We start from the raw sequence: 22,559 nt of genomic DNA on the forward strand, positions 1-22,559 counted from the left end.
GATCGCCGTGGGAACCTTCCGGCAGTCACGCTATGCAGCCAGAATCGCCCTGCCCGTGCCCACAATGCGCCGCAACGCAAAGGTAATCGCGGAAATTGGGTGCTTGCGTACGGGAATGGTGCTTCGTAATATTGTTCTTTGGGGCCATTGAAGTCTTTCACCTTCTCGAATATGGCAATTTTGTCAATCCAATCACTTGGCTGTGGCACGGATTCAAGATCTATGTCCTCCGCCATCCGTTTTTGAAGCTCTTGTAAATCGCAACATCCTTGCCTCGTTAGATCTCGTTAGATCTCGTTAGGCTTGGAGTGCTCCGCGAGGCATGGCAAAATGCCCAACACGAATCATTCATGGGCAGAGATTTCATGGCGGTCGTTAAGCGTCATCACGACGTCCTCATTCAGCGCCTCAGTCGACACAGTGCCAGCTACCGGGATCCTTTGGAGGAAATCCCGTGGGACACCCTTGACCCAGAGCGCGCTTGGTTACCAGACTCTTTAGTTTCTTTGTATGGGCTGCCCGAGTATGAGGCACTCAGCGCAGAAGAACGCATTCGTCTGTCCCAGGTTGAGTTTGTCTCCTTTTGTGAGCTGGGTCTTTGGCTCGAAGCGTTGTTCATTCAGCGTCTGGGCAGTCACTCGTTGCAGCATCTGTATGGCGATACGCATAGTTATCATTACCAACTCCATGAACTACGTGAAGAAGTCGGACACAGCCTCATGTTTCTGGAGCTGCAGCACCGGGCACAGTTGCCCTTCATGACCCCACCGAAGCAACGGCCGCGTCTGGCAACTTGGTTTGCTCGCCTCGCGCCCGAGGGTTCGGCGGCATTTTGGGCGACAATCTTGATTGGGGAAAATGTCCCTGACCAAATGAATCGCTCCATTTTGGTAGAAAAAAGTTTACCTGCCGCGGTCCTTGGCATCACCCAGTTACATCGTCGGGAAGAGGCGCGACACATGGCCTTTGCGCGCATCACCGTGCAACGTCGTAGCCGCCGCCTGAATGGCATGCAACGACGTCTTCTCAGCCCTCTTCTGCGCGAGGTCATGCGCCAATTCCTGTATACGACATTCTTTCCGGTCCCGGCCGTGTATGCGGCAGCCGGGCTCGAATCCGTGCAGCGCCTGGCGCGTCTGGCCCGCCAAAACCCTCAGCGCATTCAATTGATGAATAGCTGCGCGGAACCCAGCCGCGAATTTCTCCGCAGTCAAGGATTTTTCATATGAGCGACCATCGCCCCCAAATGCTCTTCCCCCTCGGCACCATTCTACTTTCTCCCGATGCACAGAGCATTTTCGAGGCGGGAGAAATCGACCCACAGGAACTACTGCGCCGCCATGTGACCGGTGATTGGGAAGAAAGCATGGACGAAGACCTGCGCCGCGCGAGTCTGACGGCCATTACCGATGGCGGCATCGTCGTCAGCACTTGGCAGATCGGCGGCTATACTTTATGGGTGCGCACTGATGCAGCGCGTAGCTCCACCGTGATGGATATTCCCTTGGATCACTGAGGTCTTGGTCATGGACATTGCCACTGTCAGCACGCAACCCTTCGCGGACCAAAGGCCGGGCACCTCTGGCCTGCGCAAAAAAGTTACGGTCTTTCAACAGGCGCATTACCTAGAAAATTTCGTGCAGGCAGTTTTTGACGCGATCCCTGATCGTAGCGGCAAAACCCTGGTCCTCGGCGGCGACGGGCGCTATTACAACCGCGAGGCCATCCAAATCATCATCAAAATGGCGGTCGCCAATGATTGGGGCGAGCTGCTCATCGGTCGTCAGGGCCTTTTCTCCACGCCCGCGGTCTCGCACGTCATCCGCCATTATCACGCGCGCGGCGGGCTCATCCTCAGTGCGTCCCATAATCCTGCCGGACCAGAGCATGATTTTGGCATCAAATTCAATGGCGAGAATGGTGGCCCAGCAAGCGAATCTCTCACCGAGAAGATCTGGGCAGGCAGCAAGACCATCAGCGCTTACCGGATTGCGCGTGTTGCGGATATTGATCTTGATCACGAACACGATCTGCAGATTGGCACGACTCGTATCCGCATCATCGATCCGGTACGCGACTATGCCGACATGATGGAGAAACTTTTTGACTTTTCCGCGTTGGCGCGCTTACTACAAGGCCCATTCCGTATGCGTTTCGACGCCTTGCATGCCATCACCGGCCCGTACGCCAAGGAAGTCTTCGAGCGGCGCCTAGGGGCGCCCGCAGGTACGGTGCAAAACGCCGTTCCTCTGCCAGATTTCGGTGGCGGTCATCCAGACCCGAACCTAGTCTATGCAAAACCGCTGGCAGATCTGATGTTTTCCGAGCAGGCCCCGGATTTTGGGGCGGCATCCGATGGCGATGGCGATCGTAATATGATTCTCGGTCACGGCGCCTTCGTCACGCCCAGCGACTCGCTGGCGGTACTTACTGCGCAGGCTCGCTGTATCCCGGCCTACGCTTCCGGTTTGCACGGTGTGGCGCGTTCCATGCCTACCAGCCAGGCTGCGGACGTCGTGGCGCAGACACTCGGCATCGAACATTTCGAAACCCCCACCGGCTGGAAGTTTTTCGGTAATCTCCTCGACGCGGGACGCATCACCTTCTGCGGCGAGGAAAGCTTTGGTACCGGCTCGGACCATGTGCGGGAAAAGGATGGGCTGTGGGCCGTACTTGCCTGGCTTTCCGTGCTCGCCCATAGTGGGCAATCCGTGCGCGAAATCCTCGATGCCCACTGGCAGCGCTTTGGCCGTCACTATTACACTCGGCATGACTACGAAGAGCTGCCGAGTGAGATTGCAGAAGAGATGTTGCGTGGCCTGCGCGCGCAGATGCCCGTCTTGCCGGGGCAGCTGCTGGCTGGGCGTGAGGTGCAAACGGCAGATGATTTTTCCTATACTGATCCTATTGATGGCAGTGTTAGCGAACACCAAGGCCTGCGAGTCTTGTTTACCGATGGCGCACGACTGATCTTTCGCCTCTCCGGAACAGGTACCGCCGGTGCTACGCTACGCGTCTATCATGAGGCCTACGAGCGTGACCCCGCGCAATTACAGCGCGACCCGCAGCGTTATCTTGCGCCACTCGTACAACTGGGCAAGGAACTGACTCGCCTGGAAACCCTTTCTGGCCGTAAGGCCCCCACCGTCATCACATAACGGAGGTATCTCATGGATTACGATACAGACAACGGTTTGAGTTATGGTGCCTTGGGCGCCGCCCTCGCTGCCGGCGCCTTGGCCGGCGCTGCTGCCGCCCTGCTCTTCGCCCCGCAAAGTGGCGAACGTACCCGCGAGCAACTACGGCAACAGGCCAATCGCGCCTGGGATCGCGTTGCCGCGTCACGCGAGCGCATCAATGAGCGAGTGGAGGAATTGCTCGACACCATCGCCATTTACAGCGAGGAACTGGTCGAAAAAGGCAGGGACATCACGGAGAAGGAGCGCCAGCGCCTCAACGATGGCATCGCGCTCGCACGTCATGAGCTCGATCGCCTGCGGCGCAAGCTCTCCCGTCTTGATTGACCGAAGATGGTCGCCGCGGCTATTCTAGCAGCTTCGGGGAGTGGCGCAGTCTGGTAGCGCGCCTGCTTTGGGAGCAGGATGTCGCAGGTTCGAATCCTGTCTCCCCGACCAAATAAAACCGGCACTTGGCGTAATTCGCTAGGTGCCTTTTCTTTTGCCAGGCGGTTTACCGGTTACTCTTCAAAATTAAGCGGGCTCAATTGCACCGGGATAGAGCGTCTGCTAGGCTGAAATTCAACATACTTGAGTAGGAACTTGACGCATGCGCCGCCTTCTGTTGCCGTTCATCTGGCTTGGTAAGGTACTGCACTGGCTGCGACTCACAGTCCTCAATCTCCTGACGCTGGCGATACTGGTATTTGTCATTGCCGCGCTGGTTGCGCACTTATCGCAGCACAAAATTCAGGTTCACAACAACACGGTCCTCTGGGTAGAACCGCAGGGGAGCTTGGTCTACAGCGAGAGTAACTCTTGGGAAAATCGCGTCCTGGCGCAAATTCACCCTACCCAAGAACACATTCTGCTTCGGCATCTGATCGCGAGCATCGACCATGCAGCGAAAGACCCAAACATTCGGGTGATCGCCTTAAACCTGAGCCAATTTGATGGCGGCAGTCTTACGCAGTTGTTGAGCGTTGCCGACGCCCTGCAGCGTTTCCGCGCGCAGGGGAAACTCGTCTACGCCTATGCACCAGAGTATTCAACGGGCAATTATCTGCTCGCAGCACAGGCTAATGAGGTATTCCTGCCCGAGTTGGGAATGGCCCTGATTACCCCCTTCTCGACCGACTCCCTCTATTTCAAGGGGTTACTTAACAAACTTGGCGTCACCGTCTCAGCCTTCCGCCAGGGTAAATACAAGTCGGCAGTGGAACCGTTGACACGCACGGATATGTCACCGGCAGCGCAGGAGGAGAATCGTGCGTGGCTCGCGACCTGGTGGCAATCGTATGAAACTGTGGTAGACCAGGGGCGCGGCTTGGCGGCTAACGCTCTCCAGAACTACGCCGTGCATCTTCCCCAACTATTGCAAAAATCCCAGGGCAATGCCGCGCAACTGGCGCTACAGGAAAAACTCATTACCAAAATTGGCGACGCGGAGGATTTTCGCGATGCCGTTGCGAAAGTGATGGGTGAGAAGTCGAAAAAGCTCAAGCGCATTGGTTGGCAGCGCTACTACGCGAGTTTTGCATCTGATCGGCCCGAGCCAGGGCCGGAAATTGCTGTGGTGCCCATCGATGGCATGCTCGTGCCCGGCAACCTGGAACAAGCAGGGGGGGTCGCGGCCGAGCCGACAGTGCGCCAGCTTGATCATCTGCGCCACGATAAAGAGGTTAAAGCCGTCATCCTGCAGGTCAATAGCCCGGGTGGCGATGTGAATGCGGCCAATGCCATCCGTCGCGCCATTTTGCGCCTGCGCCAGGCCGGTAAGCCGGTGGTAGTCAGCATGGGCACTTTAGGGGCTTCCGGTGCCTACTGGCTGTCTACGGCTGCGGACCGCATTTATGCCGAGCCGACGACCATTGCAGCGGATGTGGGTGTTTTTGTCCTCTTCCCCGACTTTTCCGGGCTTTTACAGAAACTGGGCATTGGCTATTCCGGAGTCAGCAGCGTGCCCCATAGCCCTTCATTGTCACCATACGCCCCTCTTAGGAAACCGGAGCAACAGGCCTTGCAGGCGGTGGTCAATCACATCTATGCCCATTTTGTCGGACTGGTCGCGAAGTCTCGTCATATGCCCTTCGCTCAGGCCGAGAAGGACGCTCAGGGGCGGGCCTGGAGTGGCGTGGATGCCAAACGTCTGGGTTTGGTGGATGGCTTGGGGGGGATGGCCGAAGCAGAACAAGAAGTGGCAAAACTCGCAAAGCTGCGAAAGGGGCATTACCACCTCGACTATCTGCCACGTCCGCAAGGGGCATCCTCTATTGCGCAGCTACGCTCCTGGGCGTTGGCAAGCCTCGGGCCATCATTACCCCTCGGGATGCAAGGAGAGACATTGGAGCAAGCCCAACTTCTGCTACGGTATTCGCAGCCGTACGGGATTTTTGCCTATCTTCCTATCAATCCCAAATTGTCCTGACAGACGGCCAGGGTCTAACCAGCAAAACGATAATTGTCCGCATCCTTGCCTCGGATGCGGCGCCGGAGCACCTGATCCGGTTTACTGACACCGGAAAAGCCGCTACTCTTCCCTGATGATGATTCCTCCCCTGCGCTTTGCCCAGTTAGAAGTCCCGCTCTGGGTTCCCGTGACTCTTTTTGCCGCGCTCATGCAGACTTGGCGCACTGGCCTGCAAACGCGGTTGAAAGGGACACTGAGTGTCGATGCGGCGAGCTTCGTTCGTTATCTCTATGCCTTGCCTCTGGAGTTTCTCGCTTTGCTCGTCCTGCTGCTGCGTTTTGGCGACGAGCCCTTTGCGGGTACTGGGCTCCCGTTTTTGTTCTTCTGCCTGGCAGGAGGTGTCGCCCAGATTCTCGGCACCCTGTTTCTCGTACGCTCTTTCCATAGCCGCGGACTGGTGGCCGGTACCGCCTATGCCAAGACGGAAGCAGCGCAACTGGTCATCCTTACTGTGCTTTTTCTCGGTGCCGAGATCCAGGCGTTGGCGGTGCTCGGCATCGCGCTGGCTTTTGTAGGCGTCCTGCTCCTGTCGGGCCAGGGATTTGCACTACTACGACGCGACTTTTGGCGGGGATTGCGTGAACCAGCCGCCCGCTACGGACTGGCGGCAGCGCTCTCCTTTGCCCTGGCCGCGATTGCCCTGCGCGCTGCCAGCCGACATGGCGACCCGCAACTCCCTCTCCTGGCCCTCGGACTCTGGATGCTGATCGTGACCAATACCCTGCAGACCCTGTTGCAAGGTTCCTGGCTCTTACTCCGCAAGCCCGATGACCTGCGCGCGAGCTTACAGCAGTGGCGTGTCGCCTGGCCCGTTGGCGTGCTCTCAGCGTTGGGCTCTTGGGCCTGGTTCAGCGGCTTCGCCCTGACGCAGGTGGCCTTGGTACGCGGTCTGGGGCAAGTGGACACGCTGCTGGTCTTTTTCTTTGGTCACAAGATTCTGAAGGAACGCCTGGGTAAGGCAGAGATCGTCGCCACCCTACTGATCGTTCTGGGTGCGCTCTGCATTGTCGCGCCAGACATCCACTGGCACGGATAAAGGTTTAGGGTTGTACCGCCTTGCGTGGACGCAAGGCCCAAAGCAGCAGGAGGAGGCTGATACCCAGATAGGGCCAGTTGCCATAGCGGGCATAGGGGGTCTCGCCAGCCATCGGCTGGATACTGGCATTGAGGGCGGCATAACTAAATTGCGGCAGTTGCGCCAGCACCTGCCCTGTCGGCAGGATAACGGAAGTAATTCCGGTGTTGGTGGCGCGAATATCGGGCTTCTGCTCTTGCAAGGCCTGCATCACCGCCATCTGTAGGGTCTGCGCCGAGGCCGTGCTATGGCCATACCAGGCGTAGTCACTGCTGTTGACCAGAAAGGTCGCCCCCTGCCGCACACCCTTGCGCACATCGCGGGAGAAGGACTCTTCGTAACAAATCGTCATTCCGGCCTGTTGTCCGTCCACCGGCAATACCGACGACCCATCGCCTGGGGTAAAGCTGCCCAGTCCGGGCAGAAAATGGTGCACCAAGGGGCCGAGAATGTGGGGGAAGGGAATGTATTCGCCAAAGGGGACCAGATGCTCTTTGCGATACCAGCGGATGCGATGGTTCCCATCAATTTCCATGGTGGCATTGTAGTAGCGCCCTTTGGCCTCTTCGACAATACCAATCATCAGGACACTGTGATGCTTGGCCGACCAGGTCTGCAGTTGCTGGATCAGCAGCGGAATCTCGGTTTGAAAGACGGGGAAGGCGGTCTCGGGCAAGACAATCAGTTGTGTATCCTTGGGGCTAGCAACGATCAGGCGTACATAACGCTCAAGGATGTTATCGATACGACTGGCGTTCCATTTTTCCGTGATGGGGATATTGCCTTGCAGGAGACGGACCTGCAGCGGCTCACCTAGCGGATGGGTAAAGCGGACCGTGGCCGCGAAAAGTGCGATCGCGAAAATTAGCAAGATGGCCGAGGCACCCATAGACCAGACTGCCGCTTGCCGTCGCTGGCTCAGGACCCAGGCGCCAATACTTGCCACGCCGGCCGTCGCCAAGCCCACACCGTATTGACCGAGCCAGGGCGCGTAGCCAGAGAGAAAATCACCCGTCTGGGTATAGCCAACCGCCAGCCACGGGAAGCCCGTCGCGACGCGCGCACGAAGGTACTCGGCAAAGACCCAAAACAGGGGCAGCAACCACCAGCGCGCTACTGGCGAGAAGCGCCGGGCAAACCCCATGGCCAAGGCGGGATAAATCGCGCAGTAGGCGGCGAGCAATGCCACCGCTGCCGCGGCCAGGGGCCAGGACATGTGTGCAAAGCCGTGTAGGGTGATGGAAAGCCAGTACACCCCGGAGTTGAAGGCGCCAAAACCAAAGAGAAAACCCAGGCCGGCGGCGCGGCGTGGCGAACTGCTGCGCTGCACCAGGAAAAAAAACAGACCTAAGAGAACAAAAGCAAGCCAGGCCTGGTGAAAGGGGGCAAAGGCCAGCGGCCAAGCCGCTCCCAAAATAAGAGCCACAAGGGCAGGCCAGGCACGGGTAGGGGCGAAAGACATGCCGCTTAGAGTTCCGAACGGCTGTCGCGTTCCACCGCTGTTACCCCCGAGGCGGAGCTGGGCGCGGCCAAGCGAAAGCTGAGTACACGCCGGCGATCCGCACGCAGAACCTCGAGATGCAAACCCTGCACGCTGAGCTTCTCGCCCACACGCGGGACGTGCCCCAGCTCACGACTGACCCAGCCGCCCAGGGTGTCGGCATCGTCATCATCCAATTGCACCGCAAAGGCGGAATTAAAATCTTCCAGCGGAATCAGAGCATTGACCAAATAATCACCATCTTCGCGCGGAACGATCATGACATCTTCGTCAATATCATATTCGTCCTCGATCTCGCCAACGATGATCTCCAACACGTCCTCAATGGTGATCAAACCCGCAACACCGCCATATTCGTCCACCACCAGGGCCATGTGATGCCGACCGGTGCGAAATTCGTAGAGCAGATGATCGAGATGTTTGCTGTCGGGAATATAGGTGGCCGGACGTAGCAGTTCTTCCATCCTGGGAGCAGCATCTTGTTGACAGGCGCGCAGCAGATCCTTGGCCAGCAGAATACCGCGCACATCGTCACGATCGTCGCCCACCACGGGATAGCGGGAGTGACCCAACTCGACTACACGACTGATGATCTCGCCCAGTGGGCTGTCGATTTCGACCACTTCCATCTGCGCCCGCGGGATCATCACATCACGGACCGTCATATCGCCAATGCGGAAAATGCCATCAATCATCCGTGCCGACTCGGCATCGATGATCTCCCGCTCGCTGGCCTCGCGGATGAGTTCGAGCAGGCTTTCCTGATCTTCGACGTTGCCCCGCAAGGACTGCGTGAATCGCTCCCACCAGCCGCGGGAGCGCTCACTACTTCGGTCTTCACTCATTGCTCTGTATTCGATACGGGTCGGCCACACCCAATTGGGCCAGTAAACGGGTCTCTAGTGCTTCCATGATACCCGCTTCCTCTTCTTCCTGGTGATCATGACCGAGAAGGTGCAGGGCGCTATGGATAAGCAGGTGACGATAATGATCGCGCAAGGGTTTGCCCTGCTCATCGGCCTCGCGCGCAACTACCGCCGGGCAGAGCAGGATGTCACCAAGGGGGCGGCGGCGTCCCGGCCAGGCTTGCGTTGGCGCGGGAAAAGACAAGCAGTTAGTTGGCTGTGGACGTTGGCGAAATTGGCCATTGATCTCGGCAATCTCGGCGCCCCCCAGAAACTGCAGAGAGACTGCCAAGCTCTGCCCTTCGTCTGTGCAACCTGTTAGGGCTAGGGCCAAGGCCGCACGCATCAGGCGCCGGGAAGGAATCTCGGCCAGTTCCGCTACACTCAAGTCCGGACTGACCTGCATCTGCAAAATAAAGCGTGGGGCAGTCATTCGGCGGAGTTCCCACGGTCATAGGCCTGCACGATACGCGCCACCAGGGGATGACGGACCACGTCAGCACTCTGAAAAAAGCTCATCGATACCCCCTCGACGCCATTGAGGATGTCGATGGCCTGCACCAAACCAGAGGGCTGGCCACGTGGCAGGTCCACCTGGGTAACGTCACCGGTGATCACCACCTTGGCGCCAAAACCCATACGCGTAAGGAACATCTTCATTTGCTCCGGCGTGGTATTTTGTGCCTCGTCGAGGATGATGAAGGACTCGTTGAGGGTGCGCCCACGCATATAGGCCAAGGGCGCGACTTCGATGATCTGCCGTTCCATCAGCTTGGCTACCTTTTCAAAGCCGAGCATCTCATAAAGGGCATCGTAGAGGGGGCGCAGGTAGGGATCGACCTTGTCCGACAGGCTGCCGGGCAAAAATCCCAGGCGCTCACCGGCCTCCACCGCAGGGCGCACCAAAACCAGGCGCTGCACCTGCTGTTTGTCGAGCTGCTCGACGGCTGCGGCTACCGCGAGATACGTCTTGCCGGTGCCTGCCGGGCCGATACCAAAACTCAAGTCATGTTCGCGAATGGATTGCAGATAACGGCGTTGCCGCGGTCCACGACCGTTAATCCAACCCTTGCGCGTGAGGATCCCCGCCACTTGCGCACTGTCGTTGTCGTTTTCCGCTTCCAGGTGGGTGGCTTGGATACAGTGATGCACCCACTGGCGGCTCAGGGGCCGTCCCTGCCGCACCTGCCCATACAGTTGCCGCAACACACCGCTCGCCGCCAGCACGGCCGCCGCCTCACCGCTCACGTGATAGCGCTCGCCACGTTGGGAAATCACTACGCCCAAACGCCGTTCAATCTGTTTGAGGTGGGCATCCAGTTCGCCAGCAAGTTCCGCCAACTGCGCAGCGCTGGCGCCTTCGGCAACAAACTCCCCGTGTTCGGCCGGCGCGACGGGAGGCTCCATCAAACGCGTCTCAGGAAACCGCGCGCATGGGGAGCAAACGCCCGCGCAGACTATTAGGCAGGGCCTCGGTAATTTCCACCAGTAGCATTTTTCCGGCCAGCGCCGTCGGTCCGGCGAAGTTTACCGAGCGGTTACAACCCGTTTTACCGGTCCACTCCTCGGCATTGCGTCGCGACGGGCCAGTGACCAAGATCTCCTGCACGCTACCCACCAGGGCACGGCTGTAGTCCTGGGCCAGTTGGTTAACGCGACCCTGCAGGATGGATAGACGCTCGTCTTTGGCCGGCTCGGGCACACTGTCTTTCAACTTCAGGGCCGGAGTGTTGGGGCGCTGGCTGTATTTGAAGGAGAAAGACTGATCGAAACGCACCTTTTCGATGAGGTCCATGGTCGCCTGAAAATCGGCATCGGTCTCACCAGGAAAGCCAACGATGAAATCTGAGGAAAAGTGGATTTCCGGGCGCGCCTCGCGCAGAGCCGCTATCTTCTCGAGATATTCGGCTATGCTGTGCTTACGATGCATGCGCCGCAAAATGCGGTCAGAACCGCTCTGCACCGGCAGGTGCAGATGCGGCGCCAGCACCGGCAGATCGCGGTGCGCAGCAATCAGGCGCTCGTCCAGATTGTTGGGGTGCGAGGTGGTATAGCGTAGACGCTGCAGCCCCGGCAGAGTGACCAAACGGCGCAAGAGCTCGGCAAAATCTGCATCGCCAATCAAGCCGGAGGGCGCACGATAGGCATTGACGTTTTGCCCGAGCAGAGTGATTTCTGCCACTCCCTGGTCAAGAAGCTGGCGCACCTCCCGCACAATCTCCGGTAACGGCCGACTGTATTCGCGCCCGCGGGTATGGGGCACCACACAGAAGGTGCAAAACTTATCGCAGCCCTCTTGCACCGTAACGAAGGCAGTCGCCCCCTGCCGGCCCGGGCGCTCCGGCAAGCGGTCAAATTTTTCCAATTCGGGAAAACTCAGATCGAGCTGTGGCTGCCGCTCCGCCAAGCGGGCATCCAGCAGATCCGGCAAACGATGCAAGGTCTGCGGGCCAAAAACGATATCGACGTACGGCGCACGGCGGCGCAGGCGCTCTCCCTCCTGGCTGGCAACACAACCTCCCACAGCAATAAGGGGTTGCGGCTCGCGTTCTTTGAGTGGACGCCAAAATCCGAGTTGCGTATAGACCTTGTCCTCCGCCTTTTCACGGATGGAACAGGTATTGAGGATGAGCAAATCGGCTGCTTCGGGAGTATCAACGAGGTCCAGGCCGTGGCTGCGCGCCAATAGCTCGGCCATGCGCTCCGAGTCGTACTCATTCATTTGGCAGCCAAAGGTTTTGATGTAGAGATGCTGCAAGTTCGCTTCCAAGACTTCCTTTCAAAACGCCATGATACGAGGGGCAAGGGGGGCTGGCAAGCCAGCTCATAACTCATCCCAAAGGACAACCCGACACTCTGCCTGCCGCGCCATCGCCCGCATCTGCACAAGATCTCGTAACTCCTTGACTCCCTCCTCGCCTGGACAGCGCGACCCCAGTATAGCTACAGCATCTTCCTCACTGTAATGTTGTTTACAGGAAATCGACGAGGCCAAAAGATCAATGTGACACCACAACAATTTACCCGAATGCATTCGTACGGGGATCAAACCAAACGTAGTGAGACCTTTACCCTGCCTTTTCAATACATGAATGTCATTGGCCGCCATGCGTTGCACCGCCCCATCGCGTTCGCTCATGAGTGCCAACAGCTTGGGCCGACCACCAAGTCTGCAAGGCGCCATGCGAAGAAAAATGAAAACTACCGGTGCGGTAGCCGAAAGCGAAGAGCGCAAGGTTCTGATCATAATAATACGCGGGTTGGCCAAGCAAACCCTGCTGCGCGTCATAATCGGCACGCACGCGGTGTAACTGCTGAACCAGTGCCTTTTCGTCATGATTTGCAGCAAGATATGGCAAGAGAGCCGCAGAAAAACCAGCTGGCCCCTGCCCGTGCGCCGTCCCGGTTTTGCTGTCCACAACCGTAGGCGGAAGCACGGCATGTTGTAAATAGGAACGCATTCCGTATACCGCATGGAGCACCTCCCGACCCAAGGGCTCCTCGTCGCTCCCCATCCCCGCCCAAAGGTACACCCGTATCGCGTTATAACTTCCGTCACTTCCTTGGGGCGGTGTAAACAGATCTCCATCTGCACCAATGCCAACCCAATCTGGAGCAAATCCATGCGGACTAACCAATCGCAAAAAATTGGGAAGTTGCGATGCCATTTCCTGCCAGGGGCCTCGAGGATCCGCTTGCGCCAGCCCAAGAAGCAACGGCAATGGCAGGTAACTGGGGTTGAAGACATAGCGTTGTGGACCGTCAACAAAACCGAAGTAGCCGGGCAGCAACATCGGGGTAGAGCTAAGATCCATACTCTGCTCATTGATTCGCGTGGAAAACGAGATAGGTACAACCTCTTCCCTGGCTATGGTATCCGCCAGCTGCAGGCCGAGGGACGTATAGTCTGAGCGATGCCAAAGCGATCCGGCTTCAATCAAGGTATAAGCCAACCAGAGATCAGCATCTGAGGCGGAGTGCGGACTGAGCAAGGTCCAGCGACCGAGCGGGTTTTTCCCCCAGAGCCATCCAGGAAGCTTTTGGCCCAAACGGCCGCCCGCCAAATTGTCATTAGTCCAGGCAAGGATCCGCGCGAAAAGCTGCGGCTGGTTGGCAACCAGAGAAAAGAATAGCGCGTAGGCTTGCCCTTCAGAGGTGCTGATCCCACCCTGATGTGCATCGATGACTCGCCCTTGCGGGTCGACAAACGCAGAGGTATAGGAATGCCAATATGCGCGCCAATCTCTCACGGAATCCGGCGGAAAGACGTTTGCCGACGCTAACGCGGTCACCATCATAATCGCCCCCGAAAGTAGAGAAATGATCAGCGATTTGGAGGAAAAACCCATGAGCCACGCCCAAGATTGCAGCTGCTGCCAATTTCTACCATTCTAAAATGTCTTGCTAACCGATAGGGCGGCGTAACCAACATCGGGCAGGCCCTTTTGCTGCTGCAATCCTCCCTCTGCAGTCACTCCCCAAGCTTCCGGCAGTGCAACAGTAACGAAAGCACCGTATTGACGAATTTGATAATTTTTCCCGCCCGAAGGGATGATCTCCGGGCCAAAATGCAGCACCGACATCAGAGGGATTCCGAGACGCGCTCGCGACCAATAGGAGTCTTGGCCAAACGCATAGCTGCCAATTCCAGACGCATAAAAACCATCACCTAATGGCAGGTGGATCTGCACCTGGGGCACAAAAGTGAGACTACTTTTATATGGTCCATTCGCTGGAACCACAGGTTGCAAGGAAAAGTATTGATAGCCAAGGCTACCAGACACGTTAAGCTGCAGACTTCCCAGCGTGAATGCGTAACCGAGCCCCGCAGAGACTCCCGGAACACGCGCGCGTACCAACGCCGAAATACCGTCCTGGCTACCTTGGTAGCGATATGTGAGATAACTCAGGAAAACCTGTGTATACAACCCCTGACCAAGGCTTCCACCGGCTATTGGCTGGATCCAGCCTAGGTAATCATAGGAGCTTTGCGCCGATTGCTGCACACCAGCGAGCGCCAAACTATTTGCCGAGACCGGTTGCCACAGCACACTACAAAGTAACGCCATGGAGAGACCTAGTTTTATTGAATAGCGGGGAATGTTTCCAGAGGCTTTCATTTTGCTCTCTCCTTATCCGCTTCTATCGGGCGCAACTGACTCTCTGGAGGTAGGCTATGATAGCGCCGACGCACCATCATGTAGATCAGAAAAGATACGAAAACAGCCAACAGTACAAAAATTATGATCGCGGGCCAAAGATGCTGACTGATCCACACGCCGATACCACCACTAACACCAAACGCGTGAAAAGGCTCATCCTGCATCTCAATGGCATGCACCGTTTTGCCATCAGCTTGCCACCAGTCGGTAAAGCCTCGCAATTGTGGCCAAAGACCAAAATCAATCAACGAATCTAGGCCAGCACGCAGAGTAGGTGCATCCACTGCCGAGAACACAAGGAGTGGATGGCCATCGTAACTGGAGGTAAAAGCCAAACTTTGCTTGCCGAGAGAAAATAGGTAGCCATTTTGATTTTCTGGATCATTGCTAACGATGTTTCGCAAAGACCGTTTGAACTGCCAAGTAGTGTGCGGGGCGCCCGTAGCCTCTACACCCAAAGCCTCACGGAAGGAATCTGGTAACTCTGTGAGGGGAGCCACCGCTAAAATTGGGCCCGAGTCAAAATTATCGCTTCCACTTGTCGCAATGGGGAAAAATGTTCCATAGCGTTGCGCGATCTTACCCACTAAGGTCAACATAGCCGACATCGTCATCTCGTCGACATGACGTGAGGTAAACAGATTGACACGCTCCCCCTTTTTTAAGCCCAGTATTCCAGCAGAGCTCAAGGACGTAAGATCCAAATGGCGAAGTGCATCTCCGCCTTGCCAGGTAAAGGTGGAGTCTGCAAAAACGCTGAGCTGCAAATTGGCACGCTCCGCATTAAAAAGAAAATCATGATTGGATGCAGGAATCAGATTGGGGACCAGCGTAAGGGTATTCCATCCGGGTTTTGCTTCTGTACTGGGGATACTTACGGCGTACTTGACATATTTACCACCGGACGCAGAATTCAGCGGAATAGACCCTTCCAGCGCACCATTAAAAAGGACATTTACGTCAGACGTTCCCGACATTCCTGCGGAATAGACTAAATTCAAGCGTAATTCACCATCTCGCTGCCAACCGCCGTCCCAGATCCGGACATTCACTGGACCACTAAAACCGTTGACCGTGGTAGTCGAGAAGCCAGTCGCAACAAGTGGAAATGTGGATTGTGAAAATGGTAGTGTAGTTAGGGGAAGCGCACTGGCACCTGCTTCAACTGCACCATCGTCGCCATTTATAGCCAACTCTGAAACTGGTGGGTACTGCAATCCGGTATTTGCAAAAGTACGTGCGGCACGCAGTACCTGCATCTCATTTTCTCCGGTAACAATCAGGAGGTAATGGTGAACATGGTCAGGAAACTGGCGCACAAGAATGGATGCCGCGTCGATTTTCCCAATGGCCAGCTGGTGCAGTATCGGAGAAATTTTGTCTGCTGAACCAACGATTACTGCAGTACGACTACCTTTCGGCAATTCACTGAAAAGCTGGTCCAAGGTTTTCGGCGCCGTACCGACATATGGCTCTACCGAGTGCATGTCTATGCGCGTGGGTAAAAACTGATAGCGCAGACTCACCCCTTGTGCGACGTAAGCCAAAGGCTCCAGACTCGCGCTGCCCGGGCTGGCATAAACCGCCAGTTCCGGGGCATAGTTCAAAGAGGCTCGATCAAATAGCCAATCGAGGTGATCCAGGCGCGGCTGAAACGCCTTGGGCGAGGCCATATACTGAAAATTGGAACCACGCGGATCGATTTGTATCCAGTTTCCTTTGGAATCCCCGGCCACTCCCACCAATTGCAGGGTCAAGGTATGGAATCCCGCATCCAGATAGCGCGTTGGAATGGAAAATTGGGTGCCTAAATCGCCACCCGGTTTCAGGGGCATTTGTTCGATAATCCTACCGTGCGATATCGCTTCGAGTGATACGGAGCCCGCCATTTGTCGGGACACATTTCCCTGTATGCTCACCTGAATGCTGCTGACGTCCTCGCCATAGGGAAGCGAGAATGGGACGCGTACGTTCGCACCGTGCCCCTGAAGACGTATGGGTTCCTTGTTACCAATCGTGGTGGCGAATGCCAGGGTAGAAACCGTGCCAGTGACCGCTGCCGGCGACGCCGCAGCGCTGGCATGTTTGGAGCTGGTGGCGGCTGCGGTAGAGTCCGTCGCCTGCGCCCAGGCTGACCAAAAAACCAACAGGAAAATAACGCCAAATCGCATTTTCATGCGGTCACCCCCTCGGGTTGGAGGATTGGAGAAGGGTCCCAACCGGGTTTTAGTTCCCCAGCATCCCCTAGTCGACCATCAACAGGAAAGACTTCCGGACGAGCGCGCACCAGCGTTTTGCGGTGATGGATCGAGCGTCTGTGATTACGCATAGCAAAAAGCAAGGCATTCCGGAACCTTGGCGCTCGGTGAAAGAGTATTTCCTGTGCCAGATGCCAGACATGGCGCGTGCCAAAGACCAATGCCAGACGCATGAACAGGCCAAGCGCCCCAAGGATGCTTCGCGAACGCCGACGTGCCTGGGCCAGGCCGGCCAAGTCGGCACTAGCACCGTAAGCCACGGCAACCGCAGCGATCACATCGCCCACTTCCGCATTGTCAAAGCGAATGGAGAGCACTACCCTCTTGCCGGCTGCAGCATCACGTAACCCATTGATCTTACCTGAGAGTGTTTTGCCTTGACCAAAATCCAAGTGGACCGCTGTTCCCATATGGATCGCAGCGTGGCCAGGAGAAATGGCAATTGCGGACCCCCTCCATGATATGTCCTCGGTATACCCAGATACTCGCACACCGTCCTCCAACTGGACGTTGACCTCTTTGTGTAACGGTACGCGTGCGGAGGCACGGCGTTGCGGCTTTTCATGGGTAACCCCCAGCACCGCGAGAAGAAATAGGGTATCCAACACCGCCCAGAAAAGTACGAAGGCGACCGCATCGGTCTGAGCGCCCGTTTGTTGCATCAAGTTGATGCCGCGGATGATGGCAAGCAGGTTTACCGCCAACAGAAGATAAAACGGCCAGGAAAGTACAGAAACAAAATGGCGATCGAGGAATTCCCCCTTGGGCGTAACTTTGAAGCTTGGTGACTTTGGCCGCCAAAAGACTTTCGTCATGGCCATAGCAATGAACACACTCTGCAATGTTTCATACACTTGAGACACAAAGGGCCAGCGGACGCGTCGATAATAATGCTGTGCAACTAACAAAGAACTTAACAAGTAGGGAACAAGAAATACCAATAATTGAGTGGGCGTAGTGTGACAAATCGTGATCCCAAAAATCAGATACGCTGGCGGGGCCATGAGCAAAACCAACCGCGAGTATGCAAACAACCAATACACGATAAGGTTGGTATAAAGTAGTTTCTGGACAAAACTCAAACCTTTCTGCAACCATGGATTTTTTAAAAGAAAAATCTGCAGCATCCCCGTTCCCCAACGCACCCGTTGTATGACCATACCGGTTACGGTTTCCGGCTGCAGGCCACTGACCATAGGTTTGTTGAGATACAAGGTACGAAAACCCAGGCGCATCGCATCAATAGTCGTTTCCGCGTCCTCGGTGATTGTCTGACCCGCGATACCCCCCAAGGACTTGAGTACCGGTTCACGCAATACCGCCGCCGATCCACAAAAGTAGGAAGTACCCCAAAAATCCAAGCCCGGTTGCATGACTTCATAGAATAGCTCGTTTTCACCCGGCCCACGCGGCAACGCGAGGTTTTTCTCGACAGGATCCTGAGTAACAAAGTTATGTGGAGTCTGAACCAAAAACAATTTTTCATCTTGCAGGAAAAAAGGAGCCGTGCTGCGCAAAAAATCTCGTGTTGGAATATGGTCACAATCGAGGATAGCCACAAGATCGCCTGTGGAATGGGTCAATGCATTATTGATATTGCCAGCTTTGGCATGTTCGTTAGCCTTCCGCGTGAGGTATCTCGCACCATAGCTTGTCGCCAGACTTTTCAAAGAAACACGGCGTTCCCTTGCCATGCGGGATTTTTCCTCATCTTTTTGCTGGCATTTTTTATCAGTACCACCATCATCCAGCAGCCAAACTTGGAACCGCGCGCGGGGATAATCCAGATGAACTGCAGCCGCCAATGTCGGGATAATGACATCCAACTCCTCATTATAAGTTGGAATGAATACATCAATAAAAGGAAAATCGTCTTCCGCAGTTGGCAACTCTGGTATCCGATGATCGATGGGATGTATATTCACCAAATGATTGAACATCAGCATTACAAAGCCATAACCTTCCGCCATCAGCAGCAACCAACCGGCTAGCTCACTCTCCCAGCCATAGCCCGTAGGCATCGTTTCAGTCGCGCGCCAATACAGGTAGCGCCAACCAAAATAAGCACTCGAAAAAATAATGGTGTAGCGCGCCAAAAGCTTGCTCCGGCGGCTGTTGCGAAATAGATCCCAATTGTATAACGCTAGCATGACTGAGATGACAAAAGACGACAGAACTAGTTGCTCTAAAAGAGGGATTTGGATTTCTCCTAGGAAGCCAACCAGAAAGAAAACGATGGATATGACGCTGAAGTTCATGACTGTTGGTGCCAACCGGTGAGCTCCGGTAGAGACCGAAGAGAGAAAACTTCGCATATTTTTCAAGCCCAAAAAAGAGCTCGGCTTGGGAACCCGAGATCGATAACTATCTAACTGTCCCAAACTTCGCCAGAGTACATTCCCCTGAATACGCATAAAAAGCTCTCCCGCATTAAAGCATTATGAGTTAACGTAGCATGGTCATGTTGCACTATTATGAAACTTTTATTACACTTTTATGGCACAACAATCTCTTCCACGTGCCAAACAAAAGCTGCTCGCATGATCGCATAGCGATCTCGTTTCAGATTGAAAGATCTTCGTGAGATTATAAGCAAATACTGTGCCATAAGCTTTTCGTACATTTCAGGAGATTCAATCCCGAAAAATGTTAGCTATTAGTTACAATATTGACGGGGTAGATATTTTTATTAATCAATACAATAAGTTAGTTTATATAGAAACGCACGATCCTAGTGCACATTAAATATATATGCACTATCTCGATGCAATCCAAATCTATCTTCATTCAATATCAGCGGGGTGGTCTGCCGCTTCAAGTACCACAGAAGGTGCGGAACGGCCCAAAACTACCGGGCATGGGTTCGCTGTACGGGAGGTATTCAGGGCGGGCGCTGTAGGGAGCGGCGAGGACCGCGAGGAGTTTTTCCAGCGGGCGCGAGTCGTTGGCCTCGGTGGCTGCGGCGAGGGCAATTTCCACTTGGTGATTGCGTGGGATGTACATGGGGTTGACGGCATCCATGGCGACGCCAACAGCGGCGAATGGTCGGACGTTCCCCAGGCGCGCAAGCCAGCGTTCGCTCCAGGCCGCCCAACTCTCCGGTACGGCAGGGATGCCCAAGCGCTCCCGTTGCTCGGTTGCCATGTCCTGCAGTTCTGCCGCCAGGCTACGGAAAGCGAGGGTGAAATCTGCGTGCTCGTCATCTAGCAGCAGCAAAAAATCCTCCATCAGCGCGTCATCTTCTGCGTTGACCTTGGTAATGCCCAGTTTGCGCGCAAAGATCTCGCGCCAGGCCTGCTGATACAGGCGGGGAAAGCGTTGCAGGGTTTCCGTCAGGCGAGCGATGGCCTGATCAACATCGGCATCCACCAAGGGCACCAGGCTTTCCGCCAAGCGCACCAGATTCCACTGCCCGATGCGCGGCTGCTCGCCATACGCATAACGGCCATTCTGATCGATGGAGCTGAAGACCGTGGCGGGATCGTAGGCATCCATGAAGGCACAGGGGCCGTAATCGATGCTTTCGCCGGCAATGCTCATGTTGTCGGTATTCATGACACCGTGAATGAAGCCCACCCCCATCCATTGCGCGATGAGTTTGGCCTGCCGCTGCATGACGGCTTCGACAAAAGCCAGATAGCGCTCGCCACCCGCAAGCACCTGCAAATCTGGATAGTGACGGGCAATGGCGTAATTGGCGAGACGGCGTAGCAGCTCGTCCTGCTCGCGCACGGCAACAAACTGAAAGGTGCCCACCCGCAGATGGCTGGAGGCTACCCGCGCCAGGATCGCCCCCGGTAGGGGCTGTTCGCGCTGCACCGCCTCACCGGTAGCGACGACGGCGAGGGCGCGGGTGCTGGGAATGCCCAGGGCGTGCATGGCCTCGCCAATAAGGTATTCACGCAGCATCGGCCCGAGGGCGGCCTTGCCATCGCCCCCGCGGGAAAAGGGTGTGCGCCCGGAGCCTTTCAGGTGCAGGTCCCAAAGCTTGCCCTGGGGATCGCGAATTTCACCGAGCAACAAGGCACGGCCATCGCCCAGTTGTGGATTGAATACGCCAAACTGGTGCCCGGCGTAGGCTTGGGCGACAGGACGACTCCCCGAGGCAAGTCGTTGTCCAGATAATAGCGCCGCGCCCTCCGCGCGCAAGGCCATTACCGACAGGCCCAATTGCGTGGCTAGCCCTTCATTCAGCAGCAAAAGTTTGGGATTGGGGACAACGGCAGCCTGCCATTCCGTGTAGAGACCCTCTAACTGCTTGGCAAAATGGCTCTCCAATTGTAGTTCCACTTCCATTCCGTTCTCCCGCCTAGTCATCCACGCACAATGACAGAAAGCCCAGTGCCCAGGCAAGGCGTGCCAATGCTATGCTTGGCCTATGCAGAATGGAACTTCGACCAGCCGTTTGCTCCGCAACCGGCGCTGGGCCCTTGCCCTACTCCTCTTGGCCTTTGCGCTGTTCATCTGGTCCTCTCTGGAACAGGGGCGGGGCGGATATGCTTGGCTACTGGCGGCCAGCGAGGCGGCTATGGTGGGCGCCCTGGCGGATTGGTTTGCCGTGGTGGCGCTGTTTCGCCATCCCCTCGGCATCCCCTTCCCGCATACCGCCATCTTGCCGCGCCGCCGCGATCAGCTCGCGCAGCGTCTGGCGCAATTCATCCGCGAGCATTTCCTGCAGGAAGATGCCATCCTGCGCTTGGTGCAGCGCTACTCCCTGGCAAGCGGTTTGGCGACCTGGCTGCGCCGACCCAAAAACCGTGTCCTGCTCGCCGAACAGGTGCAACAGCTATTGTACCGGGCGTTACAACTGGCCCAACTGGAACCCCTGCGGCAAAGCCTGGCGAAGAGTCTGGCGGCGCAACTGCGGCAATGGGATTTGTCCCGCTGGACTGCGCAAATCCTTCAGCTTCTCACCGAAGATGGACGCCATCAGGCCTTGCTCAGCGATGCCATTGCCCGCCTCGACAACTGGCTCAGCCAGGACAGCGTACAAGAGGAGTTGGCCCTGCAAATTGAAAGACTCCTGCAGCGCGCCTATCCCACCCTGTTCTCCTGGATCGGAGCGGTCGTCGACCCCAGCAATCTCAGCCGCAATCTGGCGCGCAACCTAGTGCGGGCCGCGCAGGAGACCCTGAGTGACATTCACAATGACCCGGAACATCCCAAGCGCCAAGCCTTCGATCAGTGGCTGCGCGAGAGCCTGCTGCGTTTGCAACAGGACCAGACCTTGCAGGCGCGCATCCGCCGTTGGCAAGAGGACCTGCTGGCACATCCAGCGGCACGTGACTACGTGGCGCGCGTGGTGGGGGATTTGCAGCGCTGGCTTCTACAAGATCTGGAGGCGCCACAATCCCGCAGTCGACATCTCTTGCGTCGCGGGGCAGGCTGGTTTGGCGGACTGCTCGACACCCAGCCGGAGCTGCGGCAGGCGATCGACGGCTATGTGGAAGATAGCGCACGCCGCCTCTTGCCCACCCTGCAAGACAGTTTTACCAAACACATCGAGGATACTATCCGCGCCTGGCCCATGGCCGACATGATCCGCGTCTTGGAAGAGGGCATAGGCAGTGATCTACAATATATTCGCATCAATGGCACGGTGGTAGGCTTGCTACTGGGACTGCTCATCCATAGCCTGTTTGTGGCGCTGGGATCGCTATGAATGGCTCTTTCGGGCCGTCCCAAAGGCGCGTAATCGGTCCGATCGGGGCAGGCACGCTTGGCAAAACCTGACTATTGGGATGCCAAAATTCGGAACGTTTTTTGCAAGGGTTTTCACTCCAAATGTCATCAATCCAAATGAGGAGTACATCATGAAGCCGTTGCTCGTCAGCACCATCGCTTGTGCCGCCCTACTCTGCAGCAGTGTCGCATTTGCCGCCAATGCCAACGATGCCCAGAAGGCCATTAGCAGGCTGCGGAAAAACCCTGCAATAAAATCTGCGAGGCACCTGATTTTCTCGAAAAACGCGGCCTGAAGGCACTTCTAGACGGCTTTTGTGCAGTTTTTCT

The 22,559-nt window shown here is 56.3% G+C and carries 18 protein-coding genes and 1 tRNA gene; 8 read left to right on the plus strand and 11 right to left on the minus strand.

Annotation, left to right across the window (positions count from 1 at the left end; all coding sequences use genetic code 11):
* Nucleotides 1-365 precede the first annotated feature (365 nt).
* The 7 genes from AB4090_RS13695 (at nucleotide 366) to AB4090_RS13725 (ending at nucleotide 6,682) form a co-directional block, all read left to right on the plus strand.
* Nucleotides 366-1,229, plus strand: a complete 864-nt coding sequence (locus AB4090_RS13695; RefSeq protein WP_369574451.1) for a diiron oxygenase — start codon at nucleotides 366-368, stop codon at nucleotides 1,227-1,229.
* Nucleotides 1,226-1,516, plus strand: a complete 291-nt coding sequence (locus AB4090_RS13700; RefSeq protein ID WP_369574452.1) for a hypothetical protein — start codon at nucleotides 1,226-1,228, stop codon at nucleotides 1,514-1,516. Before AB4090_RS13695 ends, AB4090_RS13700 begins: the two co-directional genes overlap by 4 nt.
* 10 nt (nucleotides 1,517-1,526) lie before the next feature.
* Entirely contained in the window at nucleotides 1,527-3,158 is a 1,632-nt protein-coding gene (locus tag AB4090_RS13705; protein WP_369574453.1) for an alpha-D-glucose phosphate-specific phosphoglucomutase, read from the plus strand.
* A gap of 12 nt (nucleotides 3,159-3,170) precedes the next feature.
* Nucleotides 3,171-3,524 (plus strand): YtxH domain-containing protein, encoded by a 354-nt coding sequence (locus tag AB4090_RS13710; RefSeq protein WP_369574454.1) that lies wholly within the window; start codon nucleotides 3,171-3,173, stop codon nucleotides 3,522-3,524.
* A gap of 34 nt (nucleotides 3,525-3,558) precedes the next feature.
* Nucleotides 3,559-3,635 (plus strand) — tRNA-Pro (locus AB4090_RS13715).
* A 151-nt stretch (nucleotides 3,636-3,786) separates the two neighbouring features.
* Complete coding sequence (gene sppA / locus AB4090_RS13720) at nucleotides 3,787-5,604, plus strand: signal peptide peptidase SppA (RefSeq protein ID WP_369574455.1); 1,818 nt, start codon at nucleotides 3,787-3,789, stop codon at nucleotides 5,602-5,604.
* A gap of 115 nt (nucleotides 5,605-5,719) precedes the next feature.
* Nucleotides 5,720-6,682, plus strand: a complete 963-nt coding sequence (locus AB4090_RS13725) for an EamA family transporter (protein ID WP_369574456.1) — start codon at nucleotides 5,720-5,722, stop codon at nucleotides 6,680-6,682.
* A gap of 4 nt (nucleotides 6,683-6,686) precedes the next feature.
* Here the strand turns inward: AB4090_RS13725 and lnt are convergent, their stop codons facing one another.
* The 11 genes from lnt to AB4090_RS13780 all read right to left on the minus strand — a co-directional run bounded on the left by lnt (nucleotide 6,687) and on the right by AB4090_RS13780 (nucleotide 20,843).
* On the minus strand, nucleotides 6,687-8,183 hold the full coding sequence (gene lnt, locus AB4090_RS13730; protein ID WP_369574457.1) for an apolipoprotein N-acyltransferase: 1,497 nt from the start codon (nucleotides 8,181-8,183) through the stop codon (nucleotides 6,687-6,689).
* Between the two features lie 5 nt (nucleotides 8,184-8,188).
* A complete protein-coding gene (locus AB4090_RS13735; RefSeq protein WP_369574458.1) occupies nucleotides 8,189-9,067 on the minus strand; it encodes an HlyC/CorC family transporter in 879 nt (292 codons plus the stop codon).
* The gene (gene ybeY, locus AB4090_RS13740) at nucleotides 9,060-9,560 is read right to left on the minus strand and encodes an rRNA maturation RNase YbeY (protein ID WP_369574459.1); all 501 of its coding nucleotides are present in this window, start codon (nucleotides 9,558-9,560) and stop codon (nucleotides 9,060-9,062) included. Before ybeY ends, AB4090_RS13735 begins: the two co-directional genes overlap by 8 nt.
* The gene (locus AB4090_RS13745) at nucleotides 9,557-10,534 is read right to left on the minus strand and encodes a PhoH family protein (protein WP_369574460.1); all 978 of its coding nucleotides are present in this window, start codon (nucleotides 10,532-10,534) and stop codon (nucleotides 9,557-9,559) included. The genes ybeY and AB4090_RS13745 overlap by 4 nt, the downstream gene beginning before the upstream one ends.
* Before the next feature lie 10 nt (nucleotides 10,535-10,544).
* Nucleotides 10,545-11,885, minus strand: a complete 1,341-nt coding sequence (miaB, locus tag AB4090_RS13750; RefSeq protein WP_369574468.1) for a tRNA (N6-isopentenyl adenosine(37)-C2)-methylthiotransferase MiaB — start codon at nucleotides 11,883-11,885, stop codon at nucleotides 10,545-10,547.
* A 66-nt stretch (nucleotides 11,886-11,951) separates the two neighbouring features.
* A complete protein-coding gene (locus AB4090_RS13755; RefSeq protein WP_369574461.1) occupies nucleotides 11,952-12,266 on the minus strand; it encodes a hypothetical protein in 315 nt (104 codons plus the stop codon).
* Nucleotides 12,223-13,476 carry a cellulose synthase complex periplasmic endoglucanase BcsZ gene (bcsZ, locus tag AB4090_RS13760; RefSeq protein ID WP_369574462.1) on the minus strand — a complete coding sequence of 418 codons (1,254 nt, stop codon included), beginning with the start codon at nucleotides 13,474-13,476 and terminating at the stop codon, nucleotides 12,223-12,225. Before bcsZ ends, AB4090_RS13755 begins: the two co-directional genes overlap by 44 nt.
* 42 nt (nucleotides 13,477-13,518) lie before the next feature.
* Nucleotides 13,519-14,247 (minus strand): cellulose biosynthesis protein BcsS, encoded by a 729-nt coding sequence (bcsS, locus tag AB4090_RS13765; protein ID WP_369574463.1) that lies wholly within the window; start codon nucleotides 14,245-14,247, stop codon nucleotides 13,519-13,521.
* Complete coding sequence (locus AB4090_RS13770; protein WP_369574464.1) at nucleotides 14,244-16,466, minus strand: cellulose biosynthesis cyclic di-GMP-binding regulatory protein BcsB; 2,223 nt, start codon at nucleotides 16,464-16,466, stop codon at nucleotides 14,244-14,246. The genes bcsS and AB4090_RS13770 overlap by 4 nt, the downstream gene beginning before the upstream one ends.
* A complete protein-coding gene (bcsA, locus tag AB4090_RS13775) occupies nucleotides 16,463-18,805 on the minus strand; it encodes a UDP-forming cellulose synthase catalytic subunit (protein WP_369574465.1) in 2,343 nt (780 codons plus the stop codon). The genes AB4090_RS13770 and bcsA overlap by 4 nt, the downstream gene beginning before the upstream one ends.
* A gap of 556 nt (nucleotides 18,806-19,361) precedes the next feature.
* On the minus strand, nucleotides 19,362-20,843 hold the full coding sequence (locus tag AB4090_RS13780) for a YdiU family protein (protein ID WP_369574466.1): 1,482 nt from the start codon (nucleotides 20,841-20,843) through the stop codon (nucleotides 19,362-19,364).
* Nucleotides 20,844-20,925: 82 nt separating this feature from the next.
* On the opposite strand from AB4090_RS13780, the gene AB4090_RS13785 reads away from it, so the two are divergent.
* On the plus strand, nucleotides 20,926-22,209 hold the full coding sequence (locus AB4090_RS13785; RefSeq protein ID WP_369574467.1) for a DUF445 domain-containing protein: 1,284 nt from the start codon (nucleotides 20,926-20,928) through the stop codon (nucleotides 22,207-22,209).
* The last annotated feature ends 350 nt before the right edge of the window (nucleotides 22,210-22,559 follow it).

Origin of the sequence: Acidithiobacillus sp. IBUN Pt1247-S3, assembly GCF_041146875.1 — a bacterium.
In the GTDB taxonomy this organism is placed as follows: domain Bacteria; phylum Pseudomonadota; class Gammaproteobacteria; order Acidithiobacillales; family Acidithiobacillaceae; genus Igneacidithiobacillus.